This window comes from Bradyrhizobium paxllaeri (genome assembly GCF_001693515.2).
Taxonomy (GTDB): Bacteria; Pseudomonadota; Alphaproteobacteria; order Rhizobiales; family Xanthobacteraceae; genus Bradyrhizobium; species Bradyrhizobium paxllaeri.
Genome location: NZ_CP042968.1, coordinates 5,937,904 through 5,964,524, shown reverse-complemented (window position 1 = coordinate 5,964,524; position 26,621 = coordinate 5,937,904). Strand labels below are relative to the sequence as shown.

Here is a 26,621-nt window from a genome sequence, read left to right as displayed (position 1 = left end):
TTGATATTACTCAACTAAATTGCTTCTCTGTTGCTTCATTTGGAAATGGCGGATTCCGCTGCCCGTTGCTTGGTTAGAACGAACGTACAGCTCAACAACCAATGTGAGCAGTCCCTCAGAGATGGGACGGTCCAACGGTTTCACTTACAGCAGCCTGCGATCGCTAAAGAAATGCTTCCTGTGATAGCCTCCGAAGCCGCGGCGCGTTTCGGAAACAGCAGCCAAGCTAATTGAAATTACTGGAGCGAGTTTCGTCCATTTTTTCCAAATGCGCCTTGAAACCGCAGAATAATCAAGCGGATTTTGATTCCGCGCGCCCGCTGAGGCTCACGAGTGTAGGACGAGGTCTAGCTGACGAAGCCAGCGCGCTTTCGCTGTTCAAGCTGGTCAGCGCCGGTTAACAAGCCGATCAGCTCCGGGGCCTGTTTGGGGTAGGCTGCGGTGGTCGTGATGCCCGCGGTGTACATGGTTGCGAGCTCGCAGCCCGGCGGCAGTGAGCCGGACAAGGTTACGCCCTTGGTGCTGATGATCTCGGTTGATTGCGTGCAGCCGATCGGACGCCGCGCGTCCGAGGCCGCCAGTTCGCGCATCGCGGTCGCGCCGTTCGGGAGAACCCGGAGGCGGGCGGCAACCTCATCAGCGATGCCGAGCTGCTGAAGGACGCTTGCGACGTGAATTCCGGCCGTCGAGGTTTTGGTATCCGGTACGAAGATCGCGTCGGCAGCCCGCAGGACCTCGCGCAAATCATCGGCATCCCTGACGGCGGCCTGGGGATCGCCGGTTCGGACGGCGAGGGCGGTTTCAACCAGGCCGATATTGGCGATCGAAGGAGCTGCAATCAGCTTCTCTTGCGCCAGCTTGGCGAGCAGCGCCGCGGTCAAGATGACGATGTCAGCCGGCGTCCCCTTGCGCAATTTTTCCGCCATGAGGCCGACCGCGCCGAACTCACCCGCGATATCGAATCCGGTTTGCGCTTTGAAAGCCTGCGTCAGGCTGCCGACCAGTCCCTGCGCCGCGCCGCCGCTCAGGATGTTCAGGCTGTTCATGAGGTCAATTCCATCGCGGCGATGATCCTGTCGCGGGTGATCGGCAGATCGCGCACCCGCACGCCAAGCGCATCGAACACCGCGTTGGCGATGGCGGCCGTAACCGGGCCGTGGGCGGCTTCGCCGGCGCCGACCGGATCAATCTCTGGCCGCTGGATGACCTCAACTTCGACATCGGGAACTTCGCTGAAGCGCAGGATCGGATAATCCGTCCAACTCGTGCTGGTGATGCGTTGCCGGTCGAAGCGGACGCGCTCCTTCAGCACCCAGCTCGTGGCTTGAATGGCGCCGCCTTCGATCTGGTTGATGACGCCGTCGGGATTAATGACCTCGCCGACATCGACCGCCAGCGTCAGCTTCCTGACGGTAATCTCCTCGGCGCCCTCGATCTCGGCGATCGCGGCGCAATAGGCGCCGGTGTTCTTGTAGCGGCCAAAGCCGATGCCGTGCCCGATGCCGGGCTGCTTCTCGGGCTTCCACTTCGCGCGCCTGGCCACAGCCCGAATGACGTCCCGGGCCCGCTCATCCCGCAAGTGACGCAGCCGGAACGCGATCGGATCTTCGCCACGCTCGGCGGCGATTTCATCGAGGATCGATTCAATCGCAAACACATTGCCCTGCCCACCCAGCGTCCGCAGCGCCGACGTGCGAATGGGCATCGTCGTCAGGCGATGGCTTTCAATGCGCCATGACGGAAAATCATAGAGCGGAATCGAGTTGCGATCGCCGCCGCCGCCGTTTGCCTGCGGCGGATTGGTCGAGATCATGCGTGGAAATGGTTGCTCCAGTTCGAAAGCCGCCAATAGCGCCGGCAGCGCCGCGCGGCCCGGCCGCGCCGCGTGACCATTGCTCCAGATCGAATGCCGCCAGTCGACGATTTCTCCCTGCGCATCGAGGTCTGCTTCAATCTCGATGGCCATCGCCGCGCCAAACGGCGCATCTGACATCTCGCCTCGCCGCGACCACTGAACCCGCACCGGCCGTCCACCGGCGGCCTTGGCGAGCAGCACGGCGTCGAGTGCAACGTCGTCGGCGGCGTTGTGGCCGTAGCAGCCGGCGCCTTCCAGGTGCTCGACGGTGATGTTCTCGGCCGGCAGTTTGAGAACCAGCGCCAGATCCGCGCGCAGGAGATAGACGCCCTGGCTGTGGGTCCAGACATGAACGCGGTCGCCGTCCCACTGTGCCATCGCACAGGACGATGCGATCGACGCATGGGCAATATAGGGGCGGGTATATTGCCGCCGGATCGTTCGCGCCGCCGCGCCCGATGATGCAGCCGTCTTCTGGTCGATGACCGTCAATTCCGTCGGCTGCGCTTTCAGGAATGAGGCCAGATCGTTTTCATCGGGGAGGGGTTCGCCGTCGGACCAGACAGCGCCCTTGCGCAAGGCTCGAACGGCCAGTTCAGCGCCATGCTCGGTTTCGCTGACGACACCCGCAAAACTGCCATCGCGCACGATGGCGACGAGGCCGGCCACCGCGCGGGCGCCATCCTCGCTCAATTCCGAAAGCTTCGCGCGCGCAGTCTCAGGCCGCAGCACGCGGCCGTGCAGCATCCCCGCCAATGCCTGATCGTGGATGAACCGCGGCCGTCCAAACACCTTGTCGGGAATGTCGACGCGCTGGACGGAATGGCCAGCTAGCGCCCGCCGTGTTGCGATCTTTGGCGTTGCGCCCGGCGTGGCGTCGCGATCGAGCGACACGTCGTCGGCAAGTTCCCAATAGCTGGTCCTGACATTGCCGGGGCCCGAAATCGTGCCATCCTCGATTTCGAGCGCACCGATGTCGACGCCCAGCCGGTCCGCAGCCTGCTGCAGAAATATCCGGCGAACCTCGGCGCAGGCATGGCGCACCGCGCGCCCCGACTGCTGGATGGAGAGGCTGCCCGAGGTGACGCCCTCGTTGGGGCTGGCGAGAGTCGACGCCCGGACCATCTGCACGCGCGACAGGTCGACATCGAGCTCATCAGCGACGATCTGCGCCAGCGCCGTTACGATGCCTTGCCCGATCTCCACCTTGCCCGGCGAAACCGTTACTTGTCCGGTGCTCGAAAATTTCAGCCACGACGACAGTTTCGGGTTGGCCGCGAGGCTTGCCGGCAATGCGGGCTGAGACGGAGTGGGGGCCTGCTGGTTCATCCTGCCGCCATTTCTTCCGCTGCCCGCAATACTGCCCGCACCATGCGCTGATGCGAACCGCAACGGCAGAGATTGCGGTCGAGCGCTTCCTTCACCTCCCGGCTTGTCGGCGCCGGATTTCGCTTCAGCAGCGCCGCGGCGCTCATCAGGATGCCGGAAACGCAATAGCCGCATTGCAATGCCTGTTCAGCAATGAAGGCGCGTTGCAGCGGATGCGGCCGCTCGCTCGTACCCAGCCCTTCGATTGTTGTGACATCCTTGTCCGCCACCGACCACAGCGGCGTGTCGCAGGCCGACACCGCGCGATCTCCGACGATCACATTGCAGGCGCCACACTCACCGGCGCCGCAACCGAAATGCGGTCCGGTCACGCCGAGTTGCCCGCGCAGAATGTCCAGCAAGGGCCGGTCGGGATCGGCGTCAACGTCCAGCTCGACGCCATTGAGGCGAAATCGAACGCTTGGCATCGAGGGGAGGCCTTCTCTAGCGGCTTCTTATTGCGGTTGCTTGTCGAACTTCTTGACGACCTCCGCCCACTTCACGATATCGCCGCGGAGGAATTTGTCGAATTCGTCTGACGTCATTGAGATAGGGACGACGCCCTGCTGGGCCCATAGTCTTGTGATGTCAGGTCGCTTCACGATGTCGTTCACAGCCGCGTTGAGCTTGTCGATGATCGGCTTGGGCGTGCCCGCTGGCGCCATCAAGCCGAGCCAGATGGTGGCCTCATAGCCGGGAATGCCGGCCTCGATCGCCGTCGGCGCGTTGGGCAGCACGGTCGAGCGCGTCTGGCCGGTGGTTGCCAGCGCACGCACCTGATTTTCGGCGACGTTGGGCGCCATCGCCGGAACCGCGTCGATCATCATCTGAACCTGGCCGCCGATCACGCCGCTGCGTGCCTCGCCGCTGTTGCGGTAAGGTACGTGCACGAGGTCGATGCCGGCCATGGCTTTGAACAGCTCGCCCGCCATGTGATACGGCGTGCCCTGGCCTGATGAGGCGTAGTTCAATTTCCCGGGCTGCGATTTGGCGAGCGCAATGAACTCCTGCAGAGTCTTTGCCTGCACGGAGGGATGAACCACGATGACGAGGTCGGAATAGTTGACCGGAGCGATCGGTGCGAGATCGCGCATCAGTTCGTATTTGCGTTGCGGAACCAGCGATTCGTTCGCGGTCTGGGTGTTCGACATCATCAACAGCGTATAGCCGTCCGCCGGTGACTTGATGGCTTCCTGCGTGCCGATCACCCCGCCGGCGCCGGTGCGGTTTTCGACCACGAAGGGCTGACCGAGCGTTTCCTGCAGAATGTTCCCGATCTGGCGGGCGGTGACGTCGGCAGGTCCCCCGGCGCCGAAGGGAACAATCACCTTCACCGGACGCGACGGATAGTCCTGCGCCAGACCGGATGTCACCAGCAGAGATGGCACCGCCAGCATTGCCGCCAGCGCGAGCGCCGTTCCCAAGCGCATCATGTCAACCTCCCGAACTCTGTCTTTTTTTGAAAGGGCCCGTTTACCGGCCTCGTGCCAAGTCTGGCTATCCAAGTCTAGCTATCCGCGGACTGATCGCTAGTCCCAGAATCAGATATTCGTCGGCATACAATTTCAGGGCGATTATAAGGAATTGACATGAGGCTCTCTCCCAGTCTGGCCGTTGCTGCATTGCTCTCGACCGGGACCGTCGCCACCGCCCAGACCCTGCCGGCCTATATGGCGCCAATCTCCGGAAAGGCCACCACCACACCTTCTGACGTGGCTACCAACGACATGCTGGCGCTCAACACCGGCATGTTCGAGCTCTATGGCGATGCAGCAAAGGTTTTCCAGAAGAATATCCTAAGCAAGCATCCGGTGATCCTCGGCCTGTTCTCGGGCGCGGGCGGCCGGATGATCCTCTACCGGCCGGGGATGGCGCCGATGGATGCGCCGCAGGTGCCGATCGTCTATCAATTGCTCAAGTCGGTCGGCCACAGCACGATGGCCCTGGTGCAGGTCGTCGGCCCCTATGTCGACAATCCCGATAACAAGTCCTGGCGCGGGTCGATGCTGGCCTATCGCAGCCGCATGGAATCGGCGCTCGTCGGCCTCGATGCGACCCCGATGGAGCCGGGCTGGCGCGACAACAACCGCACCATTCTGCAGAACAACATCGCCTTCATGGACGAATGCATCGCCAAGGGCGTCATTCCTTTCGCTACGCTTGAAGCCTTCGGCAAGAAGCAGGCGCCTTATCTGGCCAAGAACGTCGCATGGGCGGCGCAGACGCAGGTCGCGCACTGGATGACGGTGCTGGCCGAGTGGAAGGCGCAGCTCGGCGCCGACTGGGACAAGACCTATGCTGCCAGCAACACGATTTACGTCGCGCGCCAGAACAATGTGCTGTTCAGCGTGCTGGCGCAGTTCTTCGGGCCCGAGGCGATCAATACCCGCCTGCTGCTGATCGAGACGATCTCGTTCACGACCACGCCGGCCGACATGCTGGAATCACTGACCCGCATCATCGCCGATCGCTCGGTCGGCGCGCTGTTCTTCGGCAATTACCATTTGATGGATTACGAGCTGATGGGCGGTGACGCGCGCGCCGCGATCATCGCCGAGACCACCAAGCGCGGCATGACGCCGTTCCTGCCGCCCGCTGTCCCCTTTGGCTCGAAGCAATGGCCGACATTGGTCACCCCGGGGCCGGGGCCCGCGACCATCGCCGATCTGAAGTAGTTCCGGCAAATGACTGAGAGCATGCGGCCTTCGCGGCGCGACTTTCTGAACTGGGTATCGGCGGGCGGCATCGCGCTCAGCCTGTCACCTCTTAGCTCGGCGGATGCCGCCGGCCTGCCGCCGCGCGCGTCCCTGCCGGGGCGCGCAAACTGGAACCCGGCCGCCAATGGCGCGGGCCGGGTCGATGGCACTGCCAAGGTCATCGGCGCCAAGCTCTATGCCTCCGATTTCCGGGCGAGCGATCTTCCCGGCTGGCCGGTGAAGACGTCCCATGCGATGCTGATCCGCGCGCCGGATGCCACGCACGTCTATCTTGGAATGGACCTTGGGCGGCTAACCGGCGCGTTGAAGCCGTCCGTGGTGGTTACCGCAGCCGATCTGGCCCGGATCGGCGCCCGCGTTCCCGAATTCTACACCGGTGATCTGTTCTGCCCGCTCGGCAAGACGCCGCTCTATCTGGGGCAGCCGGTCGGGCTTCTGATCTTCGAGACGTTCGACGCCTTCGATCAGGCGCGCCTTGCTCTGCGCGATGGAACGTTCGTGAAGTTCGGCGAGGAGACCGGTCCGGTTGCGATGGCCCCTTACGCCGCCTATCGCTTCACCCGCGTGGCCGGTGCCACGCCGGAGGCGCCCGACGTCTATTCGCCCATCCTGGCCGGCTGGGTCAGCCCAGGACGTTCGCAGAGCTCGCCGCTGCCGATATGGTCGCCTGCCGCCAAGGATACCGAGGCGGCCTACGCCAAAGCCGCGCTCCATGGCGAACGGATCCGCGGCGAACTTGCGGCCAAAAATCCGAACCTGCTGGTGCTCGACCGCGAATTCGAGACGCAGTCGGTCGATCCGATGTTTCTCGAACCGGAATCCGGGCTCGCTTGGTACGACGGTAGGAGCGGCGGACTCGAACTGGTGCTGGGCGTGCAGTCGCCCTATGAGGCGGCGGACTCGATCGCGCATCTGCTCGGCGAGGCCCGCGCGCCCTTCAAGCCGGCGCGCATCAACACCCAGTTCACCTATATGGGCGGCGGCTTCGGCGGCCGCGACCACACGCCGTTCGTGCTGTACGTGGCGCTGGCAGCGATGTTCTTCCCCGGCCATCCGGTCCGGCTGGCGCATGACCGCTACCAGCAGTTTCAGGGTGGCATCAAGCGCCATCCGTTCAAGATGCGATCGCGGATCGGCGTTGACCGCGCGACCGGCAAGATCCAGGCCTTCGCCGCCGACCACGTTCTCGACGGCGGCGGGCTGGCGAATTTCTCACCCAATGTGGCGACCGTCGGTGCTACCGCGGCGATCGGCATCTATGATGTTCCGAAAGTCGACGTCACCACGGTGGCGCTGCATTCGCGCGGGGTGACCGCGGGCTCGATGCGCGGCTACGGCACGCTGCAGACGATGACCGCGCTGGAAGTGCTGGTGGACGAAGTCGCGACCGCACTGCCGCTCGATCCGATCGAGTTCCGGCGGCGCAACGCGCTCGGGCCAAAAGGCCGGACCATGACCGGCAATCCCTATGGCGTTTCGGTCCGCACGCCGGAAATTCTCGACAAGCTCGAGAAGCATCCGATCTGGCAGCAGCGAGCGCGGCACAAATCGGCTGCGCCGCAGGGCGTCCTCGTCGGCACCGGCGTTGCGTGCGTCACCAAGGACTATGGCACCGGCGCCGACTGTTCGCTGGGGCGTATCGAACTGTCGCCCGACGGCAAGGTCACGATCTATTGCGATCATACCGAGATGGGCAATGGCATCGGCACGGCGCTTGCGAACCGCGTCGCCCTCCATCTCGGCGCAGTCGCCGACGAAGTGTCGGTGGCGCGGGTCGACACGTACGACGCCCTCGGACTGGTCACGTCTGGCGATCCCTACACAATGGACCAGAAGACGCAGGATGCCGCGGAAAAGAACCCGCGCTGGGTGCCCGCGATCAGCTCGGCCACCAGCGCCTCGATCGGCGCGCATGTCGGCACCCATGCGGCCGCCGAGGCGGCGCGCGTCATCTTCCGGTTCGGTCTGTGGCCGGCGGCGCTGCAACTATGGGGCATCGCGCCGAATGACCGCCGCGCCAAGGATTGGTCCAAGGCTCAGTGGAAGGACGGGCAACTTGTATTGGCAGGCCTTGCGCCGCTGCCGCTGCCGGCGCTCGCCGCAACAGCGCATGCACGCAATCTCGTGACCGGGGCGGTGGCGCACAGTTTCTCCCGCTGGGACTGGTCGCGCGCCCGTTTTCCGCTTTTTGGCGAACAATATCGCGCCGAGATCGATGCGCTGGCCGTGCGCCGGGGTGGGGGCAAGTTTGAGCGCATCAACCGCCTCAGCGTCAAATTTCCGCCGACGGACAATAACCGGATCGGCACCACCTATACCTCGATGTGCGGCACGCTGGTGCGCATCGAGATCGATCGTGCGTCCGGCGCGCTCCGTATCGCCAAGGCCTACAGCGTGTTCGAGTGTGGCCAGGCGCTGGTGCCCGAGGTGGTGATGGGGCAGGCGCAGGGCGGTTTTGCAATGGGCGTCGGCTATGCCTTGCTTGAGACGCTGCCGCCTTTCGAAGGCGGTCCCGGCAACGGCCAGTGGAATCTCGGGCAATACCTCGTCGCACGCGGATCGGACCTGCCGTTGCACGATCTCGAAATCGAGATGCTGCCGCCGCTGACGCCGGACGAGCCGCCGAAAGGCATGGCGGAAGTCGTCATGGTCCCGGTGGTGCCCGCCATCCTGAACGCGATTTTCGACGCGACCGGCCGCCGTTTCCAATCGCTGCCGGTGACCGCAAGCCTGCTCAAGGGAGTTTTGGCGTGACCAAATTGAGCCTCACGATCAACGGCCGCGCGCTTGGGCCGGTGGATGTTCGCGACGAACTCTCGATGAACGATTTTTTGCGCGAATATCTCGGCATGACCGGCACCAAGTTCGGCTGCGGCGCCGCGCAGTGCCTGAGCTGCGCCGTGATCGTCGACGATCCCGATGGCACCAGCTACACCAGCCCGACCTGTGTCGCCTCGGCGGTGAGCTTTGACGGCAAGACCATTCGCACGATCGAGGGCCATGCCAGGGATGGCGAACTCTCGGCGCTGCAAAAGGCGTTCATCGCGCACTTCGCCTTCCAATGCGGCTATTGCACTGCTGGCTTCCTCAACGAGGGGCAGGTCCTGCTGGAGCGTCTGGCCAAGGCTCCTGTGAAGCGCGCTGACCTGGAGAGTACCATCGCGGAAGCGCTCGATGGTCACATCTGCCGCTGCACCGGCTACATCAAATACCACGAAGCCGTGCGTGACGTGATCCTCGCGGATTCCAGGCGCTATATCGTGGCTAACCAATGAGCGCGCGCGAGGGGAATGCGGCATGAAATCGGAACTGCGGTTTCAGCTCGCGGTCGCCGTCATCGCGGTCGCGACAAGCATGTTCGCTGGCTACGCCGTTTCCCAGACTGCGCCGCCCGCGCTGGCAAGCCCGGAGAGTTTTGCTTCGATCGCCGATACGAACGCGCGATCGGCGGCCATGTTTACCGAGTTGGGCAAGGTGCTCACGCATCCGCGCTGCACCAACTGCCATCCGGCGACCGACCGGCCGCGGCAAGGCGACGAGGGGCGGCTGCATCAGCCGCCGGTCACACGCGGTGCGGACGGCCATGGCCTTGCCGCGATGCGCTGCTCAAGTTGCCACAAGCATGCGAACTTCGAACCCGGCCGCATGCCGGGCCATCCGGAATGGCACCTGGCGCCGCGCGAAATGGCGTGGGAGGGCAAGACGGTTGCCGAAATCTGCGCGCAGCTGAAGGACCCCGCACGCAACGGCGGGCGCAAGGTCGAGGAACTCATCCATCATATCGGCGAGGACACGCTGGTTGGTTGGGCCTGGGCTCCCGGCGGAAACCGCAGCCCTGTGCCGGGCACGCAGAAACAGGCCGGCGCGCTGGTGGAAGCCTGGGTGAAGACCGGCGCGGCCTGTCCGGCGCAGTAATACTTGGGCCGTAGTCGCGACAGCAACGCGCCGTCGGCGATGGACAGCCGCCGATCCATAGGAATAATGCATGGGGTTCAGGTGTACCTAACTTCGCCAACAGCGCGGGGGACGAAAACATGCAACACCCAGGGATTTCCCGCCGCCAAATGCTGGCCGGCACCGGCGCCGTTCTCGCAGGCGCAGCATTTTCCACGCGCGTGATGGCCGCCGCGCCGCCACCTGAAACGGTGACGCCGGCGCTGATCGACGCGGCGAAGAAGGAAGGCAAGGTCATCTACTACACCTCGACCGATCTGCCGGTCGCGGAGAAACTGGCCAAGGCCTTCGAGGCGAAATATCCGGGCATCGCCGTGCGCGTCGAGCGCACCGGCGCCGAGCGCGTGTTCCAGCGTATCGGCCAAGAATACGCCAGCAACATCCACGCCGTCGACGTGGTGAACTCGTCCGATGCCGCGCATTTCATCGTCTGGAAACGCGACGGCATTCTGGCGCCTTACGTGACGGAAGACGTCGCTAAATTCTATCCGGCCGAGCACAAGGACCCGGACGGTCAGTTTGCGAGCTTCCGCGTCTGGCTCAGCATCATCGCCTACAATACCAATCTGGTGAAGGCGGGGGACGCGCCGAAGAGTTTTGCCGATCTGCTCGACCCGAAATGGAAGGGCAAGATCGTCAAGGCGCATCCGGGCTACAGCGGCACCATCATGACCGCGACCTACCAGATGCAGCGCGATCTCGGTTGGAGCTACTTCGAGAAGCTCGCCAAGCAGAACATCATGCAGGTGCAGTCATCGGCCGATCCGCCGAAGAAGCTCGATCTCGGCGAGCGCGCGGTGATGGCCGACGGCAATGAATACAACATCTTCCAGATGAAGGAGGCGGGCCGCCCGGTCGAGCCGGTCTATGCCACGGAGGGGTCGCCGCTGATCATCGGGCCGAACGGCGTCTTCAAGGATGCGCCCAATCCCAACGCAGCAAGATTGTTTCAGCAGTTCAGTCTCAGCCAGGAGGCCCAGCAGCTCATCATTGATGTCGGCGGTCTCCGCTCGGTGCACTCTCAAACGGTCGAGAAGGCGGGCCGCACGTCGCTCAAGGACATCAAGACCATGAAGGACGACGCGGCGGCGGTGGAGAAGGAAAGCGAGGCCATCAAGGCGCGCTACACCAAGATCTTCCGCATTTGACCGGCATGGCCTCCGGACTGCCCAGAATTTCGGTTGCTGAAACGCTGGCAGAGAAGGTCGTCGCGCTGAAGCCCGGCGCGTTGCCGGCCGCGACCACGCGCAAATGCGAGGACCTGCTGATCGACGTGGTCGGCCTATGCGTAACCGCGCGCAACCAGGATTACATCAGAAGCGCGTTGGCAGGTTGCGACGACGACGGTGTTTGCACCGCGATTGGGCACGGACGCACCCTGAATGCGGCAGGCGCCGCCGTCGTCAACGGCACGGCTGCACATGGCGAGGACTTCGACGACACGTTCGAGGGCGGCCCGGTCCATGCCGGCGCGGTGATCGTGCCGGCCGTGCTCGCCGCCTGCGAGCGGCATAATCCTGACGGCCGCATGGCGTTGATCGGGATCGCGGTCGGCACCGAAGTGCTCTGCCGCTTGAGCCTCGTGGTGCCGAAGGCCGTTCACAAGGCCGGCTTCCACCCGACCGCGATCTTCGGCGCGATGGGTGCGGCCGCCGGCGTCGGCGCGGCGCTTGGCCTCAACGCCAGACAGATCGTCGATGCGCTCGGCATCGCCGGAAGCATGGCCGGCGGCATCATCGAATATCTCGCCGAAGGCGCCTGGACCAAGCGGCTGCATGCCGGATGGGCGGCGCAATCGGGCATCCGTGCGGCACTGTTGGCGCGGGCAGGGTTCGTCGGTCCGCGAACGGTGTTCGAGGGCGTGCACGGCCTGTTCCACGGCTTTGCGCACACCACGAACGGTGACTACGACGCGCTGACCGGCGATTTCGGCACGCGCTGGGTAACCGACACGCTGGCGTTCAAGCCTTATCCGTGCGGGACGATGGCGCAGCCCTATATTGATTGCGCGCGCCGGCTGGCCGCACGCGGTATCGAACCTGAGGATGTCGTCCAGATGGTCTGCGAAGTGGCGGAGGGGACGGTGCACCGTCTCTGGGAGCCGCTCGCCGACAAGCAGCGCCCGCCCAACGGCTATGCCGCCAAATTCGCCGTGCCCTATCTGTTGGCCACTGGCTTCGTGCATGGCGGCGTCGGCCTCGGCGCGTTCACGGAAGATGCGATCCGCGACCCGCGCGTGCTGGCGCTCGCTGCCAAGGTGAAATTCGTGATCGATCCGGACAATCCCTATCCGAGCAACTATACCGGCCACATCCGCGCCACTCTCGCGGATGGCAGCGTGGTCGAAGACCGGCAGCCCCATCTGCGGGGCGGCGCGCAGGAGCCATTGACGCGGCAGGATGTGACCGACAAGTTTGTGCTCAACGTCAGGCATGGCGGCTGGAGCGCTGCACAAGGCGATGCGGCGTTGAAACTGATGGCCAGACTGTTTGATGGCCGCATCGATCTCTCCTCATTGCGCGGGTAGCAGCTCATGTCCAAAGAACTCTCCGGCAAGGTCGCTGTCGTCACCGGCGCAGGCCGAAATATCGGCCGTGCGATCGCCCTGACCTTGGCGGAAGGCGGCGCGTCCGTGGTGGTGAATGCGCGCAGCAATCGCACTGAGGCGGAAGCCGTCGCGCGCGAGATCGAGACTGCCGGCGGCAAGGCGTTGGTCCATATCGGCGACGTTGCCGACGCCGTGGCGGTGCAGGCGATGGCGGATGCCGCCGTGAAGCAATTCGGCCGGATCGATATCCTTGTCAATAACGCCGCGCGGCGGCGCGAAAAGCCGTTCGCTGAGATGAGCTATGCGGCGTGGCGCGAAATCCTCGACGTTACGCTCGACGGCACGTTCCTCTGCGTAAAAGCCTGCCTGCCGGCGCTGCGCAAGTCCGGCGCGGGAACCATCGTCAATATCGGCGGTCTCAGCGCGCATACGGGCGCGAAGAACCGCGCGCATGTGGTGACGGCGAAAGCGGGCATCATCGGCCTGACGCGGGCGCTGGCCCACGACCTGGCCGATGACGGCATCACCGTGAACTGCGTCGTACCGGGGCTGATCGGTACGCCACGGCCGAAGGACAAGCCGGAGCCGGCGCATCATCTGACGCACCAGACCATCAGCGGCAATCGGGGCCGGCCGGAAGACGTCGCCGCAACCGTGCGGTTCCTGTGCGGGCCCGGCGCGCGCTACATCAACGGGCAGGCAATTCACGCCAATGGCGGCGCCTATCTGGGCGCCTGACGCATGGCTAAAGGCCGTTTTTGTGGGTGAATTGCCGGACAAAGCCTCTCGGCGACCGCGATGTTTGATGTTACCTAGAAACGCATGAACCAGCATGCCAAGGTCGATATCCGCCATTCCACCTGTCCGCACGATTGTCCGTCGGCCTGCGCGCTCGACGTCGAGGTGATCGACGGCCGCTCGATCGGCCGGGTCCGCGGCTCCAAGGTGCAGACCTACACGGCGGGCGTCGTCTGCGCGAAAGTTGCGCGCTATGCCGAGCGCATTCACCATCCTGACCGGGTGCTCTATCCGATGCGCCGCACCGGACCGAAGGGCTCGGGTCAGTTCGCGCGGATTTCCTGGGATGAGGCGCTGGACGAAATCGCCGCGCGGTTCGATCTGGCCGAGCGCGAATTCGGTGCTCAGTCTGTCTGGCCCTATTACTACGCCGGCACGATGGGGCTCGTCATGCGCGACGGCATCAATCGCCTGTCGCATGTAAAGAAGTATTCGCGCTTCTACGGCACGATCTGTGCGACCGTCGCGCGCATCGGGTTTGCCATCGGCACCGGCAAGATCGCGGGCGTCGATCCGCGCGAGATGGGTGTCTCCGATCTCGTCGTGATCTGGGGCACCAATCCAGTGAATACCCAGGTCAACGTGATGACGCATGCCTCGCGCGCCCGCAAGGAGCGCGGCGCCAAAATTGCGGCGATCGACATCTACAACAACGACACCATGAAGCAGGCCGATATCAAGATCCTGCTTCGGCCCGGCACCGACGGCGCCTTCGCCTGTGGCGTCATGCACGTGCTGTTTCGCGAGGGCTACGCGGATCGCGCCTATATGGACCGCTACACCGATTGCCCCGATGAACTCGAGGCGCATCTTAAGACCCGTACGCCGGAATGGGCTTCGAAGATCTCGGGCGTTCCGGTCGAGGAGATCGAGGCGTTCGCGCGCCTGGTCGGCCAGACCAAGCGCACGTTCTTCCGCCTCGGCTATGGCTTTACCCGTAGCCGCAACGGTGCCGCGCAGATGCATGCGGCGAACTGCATTCCCGCCGTGACCGGTGCCTGGCAATATGAAGGCGGCGGCGCCTTCTTCAACAATGCGTCGATCTGGAAGTTCGACGAATCCATCATCGAGGGGCATGACGCGATCGATCGCACGACGCGCTGGCTCGACCAGTCCCAGATTGGGCGCATCCTGACCGGCGACGCCGAAGCCTTGAAGGGCGGACCACCGGTCAAGGCGATGCTGATCCAGAATACCAACCCGGTGACCGTAGCGCCCGAACAGGCGCTGGTGCGAAAGGGTTTTGCCCGTGAAGACCTGTTCATGGCGGTGCACGAGCAGTTCATGACCGAGACGGCTGTCATGGCCGATATCGTGCTTCCTGCCACGATGTTCATGGAACATGACGATCTCTATTATGGCGGCGGCCACCAGCATATTTCGGTGGGGCCCAAGCTGATCGATCCGCCCGGCGAGTGCCGTTCCAACCATGAAGTGTTGCAGGGCCTCGGCCGCCGGCTCAATGCTGTGCATCCTGCATTTGAGATGACGCCGCGCGAGTTGATCGATGCGACGCTGAAGAAGAGCGGCCACGGCGATATCGAAACGCTGGAAGCGGATCTGTGGCGCGACATCCAGCCGGATTTTCGCACTTCCCACTATCTCGATGGCTTCGCGCACGCGGACAAGAAGTTCCACTTCAAGGCCGATTGGGCGAATCCGCCGGTTGGCAATCCAGGCCTGGGGCCTTGGGCCGAGATGCCCTCGCTGCCCGACCACTGGACCATCATCGAGGAAGCGGACGAGAAACATCCGTTCCGCCTCGCCACGTCACCGTCGCGCAGCTATCTCAACACCAGTTTCAACGAGACGCCGGGATCGCAGGCCCGCGAGGGCGTGCCGACGGTGATGATGCACCCCGAAGACGCCTCAGCTCTCTCCATCATCGATGGCGACGCCGTGACGCTCGGCAACATGCGCGGCGAAACCACGCTGACTGTAAAGCTGTTTGACGGTGTACGCCGTGGCGTCCTGATCGCCGAATCCATCCATCCGAACAAGGCTCATATCGGCGGCCGCGGCATCAATATGCTGACCGGCGCCGAAACGATTGCACCGATCGGCGGCGCGGCGTTCCATGACAACAAGGTCTGGGTCAAAAAAGCGGCGCCAGCCACTCCGCGCAAGAGTTAAAACGCCCTTGCAGTCCACCGTCGTCCTGCCGCAAATGCTTGTCAGCATTTGACAAAAAAGCGAGCAGGACTATGACCGATACAAGCAGCGTGATACGCGAAAAGCGCGGGCAGGCGTTCTGGATTACCATCAACCGGCCGGACAAGCGCAACGCCATCAATGCCGATGTCGTCGCCGGCATCGCCCGCGGCTATCGCGAAGCCCATGACGACAAGGACGTCCGCGTCATCGTGCTGACGGGGGCTGGCGACAAGGCGTTCTGCGCCGGCGCCGACCTGCAGAACAGCGGCGCCGCCTTCGCGATGGATTTTTCCAGGCCGAATGTCGACTACGCCGATCTCTTGCGGCTGTCGCAAAATGCCACCAAGCCCGCGATCGCCCGTGTGGGCGGCGTCTGCATGGCCGGCGGTATGGGGCTGTTGTGCATGACCGACATGGCCGTCGCCGCCGACCATGTGATTTTCGGTTTGCCCGAGGTGAAGGTCGGCGTGTTCCCGATGCAGGTGCTGAGCCTGTTGCAATCGATCGCGCCGAAGCGGCTGGTCAGCGAGTGGGCGCTAACCGGTGAGCCGTTTGACGCCAGCATCGCCAAGGAGGCCGGCCTCCTGAACTACGTCGTGCCGGCGGCCGAACTCGACGCCAAGGTCGAATGGCTGGTCAGCCGTATCGTCGACAAGTCGCCGACCGCAATCCGCCGCGGCAAATATGCCATGCGCGCGATCGCCTCGATGTCGTTCGACGAGAGCATCGCCCACACCGAGAGCCAGATTGCGCTGCTGGCGATGACGGAAGACGCCAAGGAAGGCCTCAAGGCTTTTGGCGAAAAGCGCAAGCCGTCATGGACGGGAAAATAGTTTGGTTGCGGTCGTAGATGAACTTTTGGAAGCCCGACAAGCAAAAATCTAGTGGCTCATGATGCTTGTGAGGTATCATTCCGGGTCCTGAGCAGCGCAGGTTTTGTTCGTTCCTCACGACGCTTCTTGGAGCCTGAAATCAGCTGTTTGCGCGTCCGCTTGGCATAGGCTGGCAGCGGGCGTGTCGATCGATGACGGGCGGCGGCCCGTAACTCGGCATCTGTAAGGTCGCTGTCGGCACCTTCCGTAAAGCCGCCGTGACGGAACGAGGTAAATGATAGTTCAGTTCGAATTCCAGCAGCTGCAACGATCTTCTTTACGACGCGCCGGAGATAGCGAAGATCCTTGCGTTCTGTCATCCAAGGGAGCTGAGCACTCGACCTGCGGTGCCCATGGTCGCGCCGAATCATCAGTCCTGAGACGATAGTGTCCTTGATCGCATCGAGCTCCGCCATGAGTTCGGGGAAAAGAGGCTCACCGGTGTCGTCGAACAAGGGCCACCAGGCCTCCTCGCCATTCTTCGGATGCACGATTTTTGCGCTGTTCGGCCGCTCTTTGGGCCGGTAGTGCGAGACATCAAAGACGCCAAACACATGCTCTTCGCGCTGCAACCATTCCCAGGTCAGCAGTGCCGCCGTCCCCACCGAGTTGTACCCGAGGCTCTTTGCGGCCATTCTGAATGCAATGAGTTCGTCCCAAGTCGCCGTGGGGGTTTCGCGTGCCGGCTGGCCAGGCGCGCGGCTCTTTAGGTCCATCCGCGAGAATGGATTGATCGCCGGCACCATTGCTTCTTGCGCGCGTTGACCAACAAACCAGGCGCGCCGGCAGGCGATCATGGCTGCATTCGCGAAGCGACGACGTTCTCGTTTGACGATGTTACCGTCAGCGTCTTCGTCGTCCACAACAAGCAGTTTTGCGTAAATTGCGTCCACGAAGGCCTTCGTGAAATCAGAAATCTGCTTCGAGCCCGCGCAGCTACCATCCTTTAAGGTTTGGTTGGAAAACAGCGCGAGTCCTTGTTCGTAGAAGCGCTGAGTTTTGTGATCGATTTCCTTCCATTTCTGATGGGTCTTGAATACGCCGATCAACCAATCAAAGCTGCCCGGCGCAGGAGATGCTGGAATCATGTCAGTCAATCCTCCTGAGCGCCAGCTGTCGAATGCGGGCAGCAGAACATTCTTGGCTCGGTCGACGGCGGCCACGCGTTCGTGTCCCAAGGCTTCAGCCCTGACGTGACAGCCCTGTCTGCGGGCCCAAGTCGGCGGCTCAAAGAAGTATGCCCACTGACCGCCCTTCAATGATTTTCGGCGGAAGTAGCGAGGAAGCTTCGATTCTGTGACGAGTAGTTTCATACTAGGGAGGCCAAATTCTTTCTTTCCAATCTGTCTAGATCCTTAGGCTTGGCTGGCGTCGTGAGGTTATCGATAACGGCCTTAGACCAAACTGGCTGTCGAGATCGCCCAATTCGATAATAGCCGGTTGGAGGTGGTGCTTCCCCGCGCACCACGGCACGTGCGAGCTCGCCGGTGTCGCGGTAGTCTAGGTAGGCGGCCGCCATATCGGCGCGCATGAGTGCAGGCCATATGCCAACAGGTGGATAACGCGCAGGAAGGGCAGGGCGTGGCGGCATGAGCGGCAGTTCGTCGGTATGCGTCAATCGTTGAGACCAAGAATGAGTGGCGCCGACGAACCGCTTATTCGTTCGATGAGGTGCTGCCGTAGATTCAGAAAGTACGGATCCAGATACTTCAGCTCGCGATCGATCCCTTCGTGCATGCTTTCACGCCTTCTGTCGCCCGACCCCTTGATATGGAAAACGAGAAGGCTTGATGGAAAAAGGGGAGCCAGAATCTGATGGTGGCGTCGGCTGGCATAGCGTGCAAATTGGCCGGACGGCGGTCCGTGCAGTCGTAGTGACAAACCTGGAATGATGCTTGTTCGCGATGGTGGGCGCACCAGGGCTCGAACCTGGGACCCGCTGATTAAGAGTCATGGGATTCCACTGGGGGATCAGTGCTCAATCCGACAAATAAGTCGCCGCTCTTCCATTGAAACCGCGATAAGTCTTCGCTTTGTCGGAATGGCATGCCTCGCAACGGGTCGCCGATACCGCGGATGCCGCTGTTTGCAACTGGTTAAGAAAGACGCGGAACCGTGGCATGCGCTTGGTGGCAATCGGACGCACGCTTCGCGGTCAAAGACGTGCTTCATTTGTGATGGTTGTACATACGGGCTTGCGATTCCGGCTTGTTCGCGACCCATATTCTCAATAGCGCATTGAAGCGATGGGGTGCCGACCGTCGGCGTTGGGCGCGCCCGCTGGTCGCGGACCGGGCTCTCGTACACCGAGCCGCAAGGCGTCTCGGTAGGGTAGGCGCGGGACACCTCGCAGAGGATATCCCTACGCCTCCCCCCAAACCGTACGGGCACTTTTCAATGCACACGGCTTTCCATACGCGCATGCTCTCGACCGGACACGGTTACACGGCATGACGGACACAGGACGATGGTCTTGCGCCGCCAACCGGACCGTTTCCAAACCGTCAGCGATCCGCTTCGCAGGTCTCCTATGCGGCGGAGGTGATGCATCTCAAATGGCCCTTTCGTCTCGCCGCACGCTTCGCATCTGCGAGCGTTGAGGCGATCGATCAGATCATTTGGGCTTTTGACCCACCACGCACCTGCCGTGACGTTGTCGACCACAGGACTCGTCCAGTAGGTTTGGGTCAGATGCTTCAGTCTCCACAGCTTGATGCTACGAAGCTTTCCACGGACCACGGATTTGACCTCGTAGTCCGTACCATTCCACAGACGTGCCATGGTTCTCGCTCTCGTCGTCCGATGTCGCATCGCCAGCGTCTTCACAAGGCTGCGGAACACAACAAGCTCCAACAGTCCCAAGGCGCTCTTGAAGTCATCAGCAAACGAATGGTAGTTCGCAAAACCACGGAACTCTGAGTTATAGGCGAGGACGGTTGCGACATCGCTGGTGACCAAGAACTGCTCGCGAGGACGGCCAGTTTTTCTGGCGAGATCGCCATAGCCGTGTCGCTTGCAGAACGCGGTAACCTCCTTCCGCGGCACTCGCAAGCTGACATTCCCGGTGGTCGGCCGGCGTACCACGCGCCATGTCCGTCCATCCGGTCCCGTGCGGTTGGATTTGCGTCCAGCCCCGTAGGATGTGTATGTCGAGATGCGATAACTGAGGAAGGTCACTCCCTTTGAAGCGGCATAGACCCCGCTTTTCTCGGGCGACACGGTGAGCTTCAATCTCTGCGTCAGGAATTGTTCGACGCAAGCCATGATCTCACACGCTTCTCGCATGTTCCCGATTACGCCGATGAGGAAGTCGTCAGCGTAGCGGCAGTAGCGGAGCCTTTTGAAGTTGGGGTCCATCGGATCGACGGAGGGCACTTTCCGTCTCTCCTTATTAATGGCTTTGATCTCCGCGAGTGCCGCGTCGATCTCGGCCCGATCCGCGCCGCTGGCGCGGAGCCGTTCAATTTTCCGGCGGAGACTGAGGACGCGCCGTTCCAGCGCCGCATAGCGCGGGAATGGACGTCGGTCGCGGCCTTTGTCGAAGCCCGTCTTCATCGTCTGCATGTGCTGGTCCAGCTCGTGCAGATAGATGTTGGCGAGCAGGGGCGAGACAACACCGCCCTGTGGCGTGCCACTGTAAGTGCGTCCGTAGACCCAATCTTCCATGTAACCTGCTTTGAGCATTCCTTCGATCAGAGCGATGAACCTATCGTCATCGATCCGCTTCTTCAGAAGCCCAAGCAGAATGTCATGGTCGATGTTGTCGAAGAACCCACGCACATCCACTTCGACCAGCCACTTGCAGCCCGTCCAGGTCTTCTTGATGGACTTGAGTGCGGTATGACAGGATCGTCTCGGGCGGAACCCATGCGACTCATCGAGGAACACGGGTTCGTAGATCGCTTCGAGCAGAATCCTGACCGCCTCCTGCACGAGCCGGTCTTCCACCGTTGGGATACCCAGCGGTCGTGTTTTGCCGTTGTCCTTTGGGATATAGACCCGCCGGACTGGCCGGAAGCGATAAGTGCCATCGGCTACGCGCCTGGCGATGTCAGCGAGCTTCGCCAGCGACATGCCGTCGAAGGTCTTGCCATCTACACCGGGCGTCAGGGCTCCCTTGTTGCGGGAGACCTTTTCGTAGGCCCACTCGAAGAGATGCGGAGATCTCATCAAGCGGTGAAGGCCATTTACGCGCTTACCCGACCGCGACAAAGTCGGCAGTGATTCAATTCTTCTCTGGATGGTAGCGGCCTGCATCAGCAGAACCTCTCCGTCGAAGAATCTCTTCTACGCATACTGCAAATACCGTTATTAGCGGCATCGTCCTTCCCCCGATCGGAGGCGCTTTCGGTCCGGTCACCCGGCCTTATACGCATGATCGTCCACCTCGCGGTGGCTGTCCTGGCCATTACGCCGGGCATTTGGGTACTATGACGGCTCCGTCGCCATACAGGTCTTTGAAAGAGCCTGCTGCAGGCGATCCCGTAGTTGCGTGTGTAGGAAGTTGCGGTGTGTTTAGGTGTCCCATTCGTCTCCTTGACCCACGGATGGTGGTCGTCCCACGCAGACTGGTGGCAGATCGCACTGGCCGGTGCGATCTGCCCCGCGTGGCATAGCGTGTCAGCCGCGTTCGCTACGGCCAGCCCTTTGGCAACTGGAAACTGGGATTCAGGCAATACAGCTTTCACCATGCACACCTTACTCTGTGCTCTCCACCGGACTGCGGCGCCCGATTTCGAGACGTTTCCCGGCATGCTTTGGTCCCGTTCTCCTTTCGGAGTCTCAGTCGTTTCCGACACCGGTAAGCCGGGCAAGTAAGAGCCATAACCAGCAGGCTCCATTCTTTCGAACACTCCCTTCTTCTCCACGCCTCAACGGCGCACGCCATCCGGCTTCGATCCCTCGCGCAATCATGAGTCGCTCGCCGGAGGCACTCGCCTTCGGTGCCCGCCGTCATTTCATTCCGGCGTCGCTATCACTGCCCCTCTGCGGGTGCCTTGTTAACCGGTCTCGCGACTGCAGTCGGTCCCGCGTCCCGCCGCGTTCCCGCGTCGGCGCGATGCTGACGCTCCTGCGGCTGCCTCTTTCTCCGGCCGGCGCTTCGCTACGGCGTTCTCGCAGGTCACGGGCGCCAAGGCTTCATACGATGAGCGGCTATCGTGACAGGTTTGCGCTTTTGGGACCCGATCATGCTTGTCTTGGACGTTTTTGGTCCATTATTAGAGCATATACCATTATATGGAACGTTTATGGACAGTTTCTTGACATTCCCTAGGAATGATCTATAAATAAGTCATAATGCTTATTATGGTCTGTTTATGGATCGGGTGGAATGTCGAAAATCCAGCGCCCTATTTCTCCCTACGCCGCCGACGCCGTGGTTCTTCTTGGCCAACTCATTCGCAAGGCGCGTATCGAACGCAAGCTTAAGGCCGTCGATGTGACCGACCGGGTAGGGATTTCGCGCGGTCTTCTGCGACGCATCGAGACGGGCGATCCCGGATGCACGATCGGTGTGGCCTTCGAGGTCGCGGCACTTGTCGGTGTGCGACTATTCGATACGGATCAGGCGGCATTGACCAAGGCCGTCGAAACCAATCGCGAACTGATGACGCTGCTGCCGAAATCGGTTCGCAGTTCACGTGTCGAGGTCGCCGATGATTTCTGACGCCAAATACACCCAGGCCTTTGTCTGGGTATGGCTTCCTGATCAAACAGAGCCTGTCGTCGCCGGCCTTCTATCGGCGAGCGGCAGGCGACTCGTATTCAACTACGGGCGAAGCTACCTCGCGCGCAAGAACGCTATCCCGCTCTATGAACCAGAATTGCCACTGCGGAGCGGAATCTTGTCGCTGACGGCAGGGTTGAGCATGCCGAACTGTATTCGCGATGCGGCTCCTGACGCTTGGGGGCGCCGGATCATTATTAATCGAAAATTCGGAGCGCAAGGCAACAATGTCGATCCGGGCAATGTCGATGAGCTCACCTTTCTGCTGGAATCCGGCTCAGACCGCATCGGCGCTTTGGATTTTCAGGTATCTTCTGCGGCGTACGCGGCTCGGGAAGGAGTTGAGGTCCCTCTCCACGAACTCCAGAATGCCGCTGCGCTGGTCGAAAAGGGAGTTCCGCTCACGGAAGAACTCGACCGAGCCCTTCTCCATGGTAGCTCGATCGGAGGTGCCCGCCCCAAGGCGATGATTACGTCGGGCAACCGGAAATTTATTGCGAAGTTCTCATCGCAGAACGATCTCTATAGCGTGGTCAAGGCCGAATACATCGCCATGCGTCTCGCCTCTGAAGTCGGCCTGACTGCGGCGCCGGTTAGACTTGAGCGTGCGGCGGGAAGGGACATCCTTCTTATTGAACGCTTTGATCGCCTGAAAATGGAAGACGGCTGGAGCCGTAAATCCATGGTGTCCGCCCTCACGCTGCTTGAGCTCGATGAACTCATGGCGCGCTATGCCAGCTATGAGCAACTCGCGACGGTCATTCGTCACCGATTTCAGGCGCCGAGGGAGACCCTCAAAGAACTCTTCGCACGAATGCTGTTCAACATTCTCTGTGGAAATACCGATGACCATGCGCGCAATCACGCGGCTTTCTGGAATGGCAAGGAACTGTCTCTGACCCCCGCATATGACATCTGTCCGCAAAATCGGACAGGTGGCGAAGCCACCCAAGCTATGCTGATCATGGGCCAAGAGCGTGCGAGCCAAATCGCGCTGTGGCTGAAAGCGGCGCCGCTGTTTCTGATGAGCAATGCTGAGGCAATCCTACTTGCAACCAAACAAGTCAAGATGATCGTGCAGCGCTGGTCCGCCGTATGCGACGAGGCAAAGCTCAGCAAAGTAGATCGGAACTTCCTCTGGCGCCGACAGTTCTTGAACCCGTACGCCTTCCTGGAAGCACCGGAAGCCTTGACGAAGCTGATCGATTAAAAGCTGATCTCGCTGCTTCAAGTGCTTCACTGCTGCCCGACCAGATTGTTCCGTCGGCGCTCGCTTCCGCGTGTGCAGTATGCATACCTAATGCGGCCAGCGACTTCGTTCAGGTGTCGGCCGGCCACCTTCGAGTCAAATCACGGAAAGTAGCGCCGCGTTCGTTGCACCTCGTTTGGAATCGCGCCGACCGTACGACACGCCGACTACACCGGCTTGTGGCTCAAGAGACCGCGCAAGGGCAACCGCGCGGTCGTGAGGGCGGCATGCGCTGCATCCAGAGTGGCCGATTCCTGGCCTCATAGGATCGACTCCGCTCCCGATGGTGAGGAAGCCGCTGCCTGAGGATCCGTCGAATGCTTCGGCCTCCTGTGGCCGCGGCGCGTCAGAGAGTGAGAGGAGGGCAGTCGAATTTCGCGGCGGGTTGGAGGTCGAGAGAGAGGCTCTCGGCCGCCCGCTGCGGAGAATTCGAGATGGCAAGCGCCGTTCAGAAGATCAAGCTCAGTCCGTCCCGTGATATTCCCTTCAACAAGCCGGTGTTGAGCCATTCCAACGTCCGCCGCGTCGAGGCCGGCATCTCGATTGCGCAACTGGCCAAGGGCATCGCGAACCGCACCTTATTGCAAAGCCTCAGTGTTCGCGCTGTCGTCGATACCGATGGTCTGCGAACCGGCATGTTCGAAGTGCCCGCTGGAGGTCGGCGGTACCGTGCTCTAGAATTCCTGGTGAAGCAGAAGCGGATGGCGAAGACCCAACCGGGGCCCTGCGTGGTCAGGAATGACGGCGTTGCCGAGGATGGCTCCCTCGCCGAAAAGGACCAGCGTATCGGCCTACATCCGCTCGACCAGTTCCGCGCGTTCCAGACCCGCCGTGATGGCGGCATGAGCGAAGAGGAGATTGCCGCCCGACATTTCGTGACGCCGGCAATCGTCAAGCAGCGCCTGCGCCTGGCGCGCTATCCGCTCTCACATATCTCCGATCGCACGGGGGTGTAAGATGCCGTGCGATGCAACGGAGCTGGCAGATCGTCTGGCGCGCGAGGCCGAGGCGGTGTGCCGTCACTATCTTTCCAATGGGCGACGGGTAGGAAGCTACTGGCAGGTTGGTGATGTCAGGAACACGGCCGGTCGGTCGATGTTCGTACGCCTGTCAGGCGTGTCCGGTAAACGCGTCGTCGGCAAATGGACCGATGCTGCCACCGGCGAGCATGGCGATTTGCTCGACATCATTCGAGAAAGTTGCGGCCTCGTCGATTTCCGCGAGGTCGCAGCCGAAGCACGACGGTTCCTCAGGCTTCCGCGACCTGAGCCGGATTCGAAGCGCCAGCCACGTGCGTCAGCAACCGGCTCGCCGGAATCGGCACGGCGGCTATTCGCGATCTCGCATCCGATCAAGGGCACGATAGTAGAGACTTATCTGCATGCCCGCGGCATCACTGTCCTTCCCGGCAACGAAAGCCTTCGATTCAATCCGCGCTGCTACTATCGTCCGCGCCCTTCTGAACCGTCCGAGACCTACCCCGCGATGATCGCGGCGGTGACCGATCTCGACGGTCGGATCACCGGCGTGCATCGCACCTACCTCAATCCTGAAGGGTTCGACCGTTCGGCCAACGGCAAAGCGCCGATCGACTCACCACGACGCGCGATGGGCCATCTTCTTGGTCACGCCGTCCGCTTCGGTATCGCGGATGACGTCATGGCGGCTGGGGAGGGGATCGAAACCATATTGTCGCTCCGTTGCATCTTGCCGGCCATGCCGATGGTCGCCGCACTGTCGGCGGCTCATCTGGCAGCCATCCTTTTCGCCGTGGGTCTGCGCCGTCTTTACATCGTTCGCGACCGCGATTCTGCCGGGGATGGAGCGCTGGAAAGATTGGCCGCACGTGCTCGCACGAACGGGATCGAAGCGATACCTCTGTCGCCGCGCTGCGAGGACTTCAACGAGGATCTCCGGAAATTTGGCAAGGATGCGCTTCGGGAGTCCCTGCGGCTGCAACTTGCTCCGGAAGATGTGGCGCGCTTCGTGAAGCGGTGAGACGCCGCCAGAGAAAGGTGCGCGTCGCTTTCCGGGTTCGCTCGACCGGGCCCGCGAGCGTTTCGCCGAGTGTGTCGGAGAGGCCGCAGCCCTGGCCTTCTGAGAGGGCGACCCTGCGGCAAGCGAACCGGCCACGCAATGGTGGCGGCCGGCTATTTTCCGTCGCGTCCTTACTGACGCTTTACATCGCGATACAAAATAGCCGGCCGCCACCATCCTTCGCTCCGCTTCGGCCGCTTCGCCCAGCTCAGCGGTGCAGGTCCGGTCCGCCCGCCGCCTTTCGTCGCCACGAAGGCCGCGATGGTCGCGGCCGATCCGACAAAGGAACACGCCATGACGACCAATCGCGACGAACAGGACTACGATCCTGCGCTCACAACATCCCCGACCGATCACGTTCTCACCGAACTCCAGCTTCATGGCTATCGCCCCTTCCAGGACGAAGCCGATCCGAGACCGCTGCCGGAGGCGCGCACCATTGCCAACGCCGTCGCCGATATCTTCGACGCCCTGATCGCGACACTCGGAGAGACCCGCCTCGAACCCGATCTCGAAAACCTCCTGTGGTCGAGCGTGAATATCTTCCACCGCGCCACTGAGCGGATCGAACGCGAGCTCGATGGCAATGAAATAGCGCAGAAGCGGAGCCAGAAGGATCAGGACGGTTCGGAAATCCGCTCGGTCGAGTTGGAACGCCTGATCGCAGAGGGCATGACTCTGATCGAACGTCGCAACGCCATAGAGTTCTTCCGCGATGAGGCCGCCGGGCAATTCGAACGCCACACCGGATCAGCCTGGCGACCACGCTCGGGATCTTTGATAAGTCACGGCACGCTGACCTCGGCTATGATTGATAGCCGCGACTTTCTCGCCGCCAAGCGTCGCATTGCGCTCGAGCCGCTGACGCCCGCAGGCACGAAGATCGCCTTTACCGGAGGACTCGATTGCAACGATCATCGCCTGATCTGGAACACTCTCGACAAGGTCCGTGCCAAATATCCTGACATGGTCCTCCTGCACGGCGGCTCGCCAACGGGGGCCGAGCGCATCGCTGCCCGATGGGCAGATCACCGCAAGGTAACACAGATCGCTTTCAAGCCGGACTGGACCCGACACGCCAAGGCCGCGCCCTTCAAGCGTAACGATCAGATGCTCGACGTCTTGCCCGTTGGGGTCATGGTATTCCCTGGTACCGGTATCCAGGACAATCTCGCCGACAAGGCGCGTAAGCTCGGCATCCCTGTCTGGAAGTTCGGGAATGGCGGCGCGTGAGCGCCGCCATTCCCGACAAAGGTACATTTCCGCCCGGGCCAGATGCGCAGCGAAAATTCAACGCAGCGAATCTGCGCTGTCGGCAAATCGCTACTCTCGTCACCCCGA

The 26,621-nt window shown here is 62.1% G+C and carries 19 protein-coding genes and 1 pseudogene; 14 read left to right on the top strand and 6 right to left on the bottom strand.

All coding sequences use genetic code 11. The features are described from left to right. Positions 1-347 precede the first annotated feature (347 nt). Genes LMTR21_RS28420 through LMTR21_RS28405 form a run of 4 tightly spaced genes read right to left on the bottom strand, consistent with a single transcriptional unit; the run spans position 348 to position 4,620 of the window. Positions 348-1,046 (bottom strand): molybdate ABC transporter substrate-binding protein, encoded by a 699-nt coding sequence (locus tag LMTR21_RS28420; protein ID WP_065754381.1) that lies wholly within the window; start codon positions 1,044-1,046, stop codon positions 348-350. Beyond that, positions 1,043-3,184, bottom strand: a complete 2,142-nt coding sequence (locus LMTR21_RS28415; protein WP_065754382.1) for a xanthine dehydrogenase family protein molybdopterin-binding subunit — start codon at positions 3,182-3,184, stop codon at positions 1,043-1,045. The genes LMTR21_RS28420 and LMTR21_RS28415 overlap by 4 nt, the downstream gene beginning before the upstream one ends. Continuing rightward, positions 3,181-3,651 carry a (2Fe-2S)-binding protein gene (locus LMTR21_RS28410; RefSeq protein WP_065754383.1) on the bottom strand — a complete coding sequence of 157 codons (471 nt, stop codon included), beginning with the start codon at positions 3,649-3,651 and terminating at the stop codon, positions 3,181-3,183. Before LMTR21_RS28410 ends, LMTR21_RS28415 begins: the two co-directional genes overlap by 4 nt. A gap of 27 nt (positions 3,652-3,678) precedes the next feature. After that, the gene (locus LMTR21_RS28405) at positions 3,679-4,620 is read right to left on the bottom strand and encodes a tripartite tricarboxylate transporter substrate binding protein (RefSeq protein WP_246175894.1); all 942 of its coding nucleotides are present in this window, start codon (positions 4,618-4,620) and stop codon (positions 3,679-3,681) included. 192 nt (positions 4,621-4,812) lie between these two features. Here LMTR21_RS28405 and LMTR21_RS28400 point away from each other — a divergent pair, with 192 nt between their 5' ends. From LMTR21_RS28400 to LMTR21_RS28360, 9 genes are all read left to right on the top strand, one after another. Continuing rightward, positions 4,813-5,898 carry a hypothetical protein gene (locus LMTR21_RS28400; RefSeq protein ID WP_065754384.1) on the top strand — a complete coding sequence of 362 codons (1,086 nt, stop codon included), beginning with the start codon at positions 4,813-4,815 and terminating at the stop codon, positions 5,896-5,898. Between the two features lie 21 nt (positions 5,899-5,919). Next, complete coding sequence (locus LMTR21_RS28395; RefSeq protein ID WP_065754385.1) at positions 5,920-8,694, top strand: xanthine dehydrogenase family protein molybdopterin-binding subunit; 2,775 nt, start codon at positions 5,920-5,922, stop codon at positions 8,692-8,694. Further along, entirely contained in the window at positions 8,691-9,215 is a 525-nt protein-coding gene (locus LMTR21_RS28390) for a (2Fe-2S)-binding protein (RefSeq protein WP_065754386.1), read from the top strand. Before LMTR21_RS28395 ends, LMTR21_RS28390 begins: the two co-directional genes overlap by 4 nt. A 22-nt stretch (positions 9,216-9,237) precedes the next feature. Further along, complete coding sequence (locus LMTR21_RS28385) at positions 9,238-9,855, top strand: Isoquinoline 1-oxidoreductase subunit (RefSeq protein ID WP_065754387.1); 618 nt, start codon at positions 9,238-9,240, stop codon at positions 9,853-9,855. Positions 9,856-9,974: 119 nt separating this feature from the next. Then, positions 9,975-11,042, top strand: coding sequence for an ABC transporter substrate-binding protein (locus tag LMTR21_RS28380; RefSeq protein ID WP_065754388.1), 1,068 nt, complete (start codon positions 9,975-9,977; stop codon positions 11,040-11,042). Positions 11,043-11,047: 5 nt separating this feature from the next. Further along, positions 11,048-12,421 (top strand): MmgE/PrpD family protein, encoded by a 1,374-nt coding sequence (locus LMTR21_RS28375; RefSeq protein WP_065754389.1) that lies wholly within the window; start codon positions 11,048-11,050, stop codon positions 12,419-12,421. Between the two features lie 6 nt (positions 12,422-12,427). Further along, positions 12,428-13,180 carry an SDR family NAD(P)-dependent oxidoreductase gene (locus tag LMTR21_RS28370; RefSeq protein WP_065754390.1) on the top strand — a complete coding sequence of 251 codons (753 nt, stop codon included), beginning with the start codon at positions 12,428-12,430 and terminating at the stop codon, positions 13,178-13,180. An 84-nt stretch (positions 13,181-13,264) separates the two neighbouring features. Then, positions 13,265-15,373, top strand: a complete 2,109-nt coding sequence (locus tag LMTR21_RS28365; RefSeq protein ID WP_065754391.1) for a molybdopterin-dependent oxidoreductase — start codon at positions 13,265-13,267, stop codon at positions 15,371-15,373. A 71-nt stretch (positions 15,374-15,444) separates the two neighbouring features. After that, positions 15,445-16,227 carry an enoyl-CoA hydratase/isomerase family protein gene (locus LMTR21_RS28360; RefSeq protein WP_065754392.1) on the top strand — a complete coding sequence of 261 codons (783 nt, stop codon included), beginning with the start codon at positions 15,445-15,447 and terminating at the stop codon, positions 16,225-16,227. A gap of 56 nt (positions 16,228-16,283) precedes the next feature. Here the strand turns inward: LMTR21_RS28360 and LMTR21_RS28355 are convergent, their stop codons facing one another. Further along, complete coding sequence (locus tag LMTR21_RS28355; RefSeq protein WP_141688420.1) at positions 16,284-17,429, bottom strand: site-specific integrase; 1,146 nt, start codon at positions 17,427-17,429, stop codon at positions 16,284-16,286. Between the two features lie 1,231 nt (positions 17,430-18,660). Then, positions 18,661-20,523 (bottom strand): reverse transcriptase domain-containing protein, encoded by a 1,863-nt coding sequence (locus tag LMTR21_RS28350; protein WP_065754394.1) that lies wholly within the window; start codon positions 20,521-20,523, stop codon positions 18,661-18,663. A gap of 1,075 nt (positions 20,524-21,598) precedes the next feature. Here LMTR21_RS28350 and LMTR21_RS28345 point away from each other — a divergent pair. The 5 genes and pseudogenes from LMTR21_RS28345 to LMTR21_RS28320 all read left to right on the top strand — a co-directional run bounded on the left by LMTR21_RS28345 (position 21,599) and on the right by LMTR21_RS28320 (position 26,513). Further along, positions 21,599-21,934 (top strand): helix-turn-helix transcriptional regulator, encoded by a 336-nt coding sequence (locus LMTR21_RS28345; protein WP_065754395.1) that lies wholly within the window; start codon positions 21,599-21,601, stop codon positions 21,932-21,934. Continuing rightward, on the top strand, positions 21,924-23,204 hold the full coding sequence (locus LMTR21_RS28340; RefSeq protein WP_065754396.1) for a type II toxin-antitoxin system HipA family toxin: 1,281 nt from the start codon (positions 21,924-21,926) through the stop codon (positions 23,202-23,204). Before LMTR21_RS28345 ends, LMTR21_RS28340 begins: the two co-directional genes overlap by 11 nt. A 473-nt stretch (positions 23,205-23,677) precedes the next feature. Then, a pseudogene (locus LMTR21_RS28330) lies at positions 23,678-24,157 on the top strand (ParB/RepB/Spo0J family partition protein); the annotation flags it as partial. Between the two features lie 43 nt (positions 24,158-24,200). Then, positions 24,201-25,241: a DUF7146 domain-containing protein gene (locus LMTR21_RS28325; protein WP_065754398.1), complete on the top strand. Its 1,041-nt coding sequence runs from the start codon at positions 24,201-24,203 to the stop codon at positions 25,239-25,241. Between the two features lie 333 nt (positions 25,242-25,574). After that, positions 25,575-26,513 (top strand): DUF2493 domain-containing protein, encoded by a 939-nt coding sequence (locus LMTR21_RS28320; protein WP_065754526.1) that lies wholly within the window; start codon positions 25,575-25,577, stop codon positions 26,511-26,513. Positions 26,514-26,621 lie beyond the last annotated feature (108 nt).

Bases quoted from the DNA above. Each gene is read 5' to 3' on its own strand.
- LMTR21_RS28320 (WP_065754526.1), top strand. From the start codon at position 25,575: ATGACGACCAATCGCGACGAACAGGACTACGATCCTGCGCTCACAACA.
- LMTR21_RS28385 (WP_065754387.1), top strand. From the start codon at position 9,238: ATGAAATCGGAACTGCGGTTTCAGCTCGCGGTCGCCGTCATCGCGGTC.
- LMTR21_RS28405 (WP_246175894.1), bottom strand. From the start codon at position 4,620: ATGCTGGCGGTGCCATCTCTGCTGGTGACATCCGGTCTGGCGCAGGAC.
- LMTR21_RS28415 (WP_065754382.1), bottom strand. From the start codon at position 3,184: ATGAACCAGCAGGCCCCCACTCCGTCTCAGCCCGCATTGCCGGCAAGC.
- LMTR21_RS28410 (WP_065754383.1), bottom strand. From the start codon at position 3,651: ATGCCAAGCGTTCGATTTCGCCTCAATGGCGTCGAGCTGGACGTTGAC.
- LMTR21_RS28370 (WP_065754390.1), top strand. From the start codon at position 12,428: ATGTCCAAAGAACTCTCCGGCAAGGTCGCTGTCGTCACCGGCGCAGGC.
- LMTR21_RS28420 (WP_065754381.1), bottom strand. From the start codon at position 1,046: ATGAACAGCCTGAACATCCTGAGCGGCGGCGCGGCGCAGGGACTGGTC.
- LMTR21_RS28340 (WP_065754396.1), top strand. From the start codon at position 21,924: ATGATTTCTGACGCCAAATACACCCAGGCCTTTGTCTGGGTATGGCTT.
- LMTR21_RS28395 (WP_065754385.1), top strand. From the start codon at position 5,920: ATGCGGCCTTCGCGGCGCGACTTTCTGAACTGGGTATCGGCGGGCGGC.
- LMTR21_RS28325 (WP_065754398.1), top strand. From the start codon at position 24,201: ATGCCGTGCGATGCAACGGAGCTGGCAGATCGTCTGGCGCGCGAGGCC.
- LMTR21_RS28350 (WP_065754394.1), bottom strand. From the start codon at position 20,523: ATGCAGGCCGCTACCATCCAGAGAAGAATTGAATCACTGCCGACTTTG.
- LMTR21_RS28360 (WP_065754392.1), top strand. From the start codon at position 15,445: ATGACCGATACAAGCAGCGTGATACGCGAAAAGCGCGGGCAGGCGTTC.
- LMTR21_RS28380 (WP_065754388.1), top strand. From the start codon at position 9,975: ATGCAACACCCAGGGATTTCCCGCCGCCAAATGCTGGCCGGCACCGGC.
- LMTR21_RS28365 (WP_065754391.1), top strand. From the start codon at position 13,265: ATGAACCAGCATGCCAAGGTCGATATCCGCCATTCCACCTGTCCGCAC.
- LMTR21_RS28375 (WP_065754389.1), top strand. From the start codon at position 11,048: ATGGCCTCCGGACTGCCCAGAATTTCGGTTGCTGAAACGCTGGCAGAG.
- LMTR21_RS28345 (WP_065754395.1), top strand. From the start codon at position 21,599: ATGTCGAAAATCCAGCGCCCTATTTCTCCCTACGCCGCCGACGCCGTG.
- LMTR21_RS28400 (WP_065754384.1), top strand. From the start codon at position 4,813: ATGAGGCTCTCTCCCAGTCTGGCCGTTGCTGCATTGCTCTCGACCGGG.